The 1611-nt window shown below is 71.0% G+C and carries 1 protein-coding gene; it reads right to left on the bottom strand.

Going from position 1 to position 1611, the window contains the following annotated elements; all coding sequences use genetic code 11:
• Positions 1 to 50: 50 nt before the first annotated feature.
• Positions 51 to 1340, bottom strand: a complete 1290-nt coding sequence (locus HW445_RS30290) for an Nramp family divalent metal transporter (RefSeq protein WP_180224001.1) — start codon at positions 1338 to 1340, stop codon at positions 51 to 53.
• Positions 1341 to 1611: the final 271 nt, after the last annotated feature.

Raw genomic sequence — 1611 nt, 5'->3', positions numbered from 1 at the left:
CCGCTCCGAGCGCCGGACCGGTCGGAGGGCCGGTCGGAGGGCCGCACCGGTCAGAAGAAGTCGGCCCAGGGCTGGTCCCAGACCTGCTTGACGCACAGCACCAGGAAGAGCAGGCCGGCCACGGCGAGCAGGGCGTTGCTCCAGAGGCCGTTGCGCCATTCTGCGGGCGTGCGGGAGGAGTTGAGCAGCCAGATCAGGGTCAGCGCGAGGAACGGCATGAAGGCCGCGCCGAGGACGCCGTAGATGATGACCAGGCGGAACGGCTGCCCCTGGAAGAGCAGCACGATCGGCGGAAAGGTCAGCCACAGCAGGTAGCCGCGGAACGCCCACGACTTCTCGCGGCGGCCCTCGGCGACCTCCTCACCGGTGGCGGCCCGCTTGGTGCGGTAGCGGGCGACGAAGTCGGCGAACATCAGGCTCACGCCGTGCCAGACGCCGATCAGGGAGGTGAAGGACGTGGCGAAGAACCCGATCAGGAAGAACTTGGCGGTGGCCGCGCCGTACTCCTCCTCCAGGATGTCGCCGAGCTGGACGAGGCCCTTGTCGCCGGAGGCGATCGCGATGCCCGAGGAGTGCAGCAGCTCGGCGCCGACGATGAGCATGGCGACGACGAACACGCCCGTCGTCACGTAGGCGACCCGGTTGTCGAGCCGCATGATCTTCATCCAGCCGGGGCCCGTCCAGCCCTTGGCGTTGACCCAGTAGCCGTAGGCGGCGAGCGTGATGGTGCCGCCGACGCCGCCGATCAGGCCCAGGGTGTTGAGGACGGAGTCCTGGCCGTCCGGCAGGACGGGCAGCAGCCCGGCGAGAAGACCACCCAGATGGGGGACGACGCGGATCGCCAGGTAGACGGTGACCAGGAACATGACGCCCACCAGGACGGTCATGACCTTCTCGAACACCGCGTACCGGTTGAACCAGACGAAGACCAGCCCGACCAGGCCGGTGGCGACCGCCCACCACTCCAGGTCCATCACGCCGGGGAACAGCGCCTGGAGCGGCAGACCGCTGGACGACATCGCGGCGGCTCCGTAAACGAAGCCCCAGACGACGGCGTAGACGACGAAGAAGACGGTGGTCCAGCCGCCGATGGAGGCCCAGCCGTCGAAGAGGGTGCGGCCGGTCGCCAGGTGCCAGCGGCCCGCCGCCTCGGCGAGGGCGATCTTGACGACGCACCCGATGACGGCGGCCCAGAGCAGGGTGTAGCCGAAATTGGCGCCGGCGACCAGCGTGGCCACCAGGTCGCCGGCCCCGACGCCTGTCGCCGCGACGACGATGCCGGGGCCGATGTGTTTCCAACTCGACTTACGGGGCGCTGTGTTGTTCGCGGTGTCAGCCATGGTGATCTCACCTAGCGGACACCGCGGCCCCCGGCAAGGGGTCCGGCACGATGGCCTCCGGAACCCCTGGCCGCGGACGCGACGCCCCGGCCGGCCGGGCTACTTGTCGCGCTCCCCCGCCGCGCTCCCGGCCGCGCCCTCCGCCTTCTCGCCGTCCGCGCCCTCGGCGCCGTCCTCGGCAGCGCCGTCGACGGCGTCCTCGGCCGGGCTGCCCGTGGCGTCCCCGGTGGCGTCCTCGGCCGGGTCCTCGGCGGCGTCCTCGAAGTACGCC

Origin of the sequence: Streptomyces sp. UH6, assembly GCF_013421635.1 — a bacterium.
GTDB classification, from domain to species: Bacteria; Actinomycetota; Actinomycetes; order Streptomycetales; family Streptomycetaceae; genus Streptomyces; species Streptomyces abyssomicinicus.
This window is presented reverse-complemented; position numbering and strand designations above follow the sequence as displayed.

Bases quoted from the DNA above. Each gene is read 5' to 3' on its own strand.
- HW445_RS30290 (WP_180224001.1), bottom strand. From the start codon at position 1,340: ATGGCTGACACCGCGAACAACACAGCGCCCCGTAAGTCGAGTTGGAAA.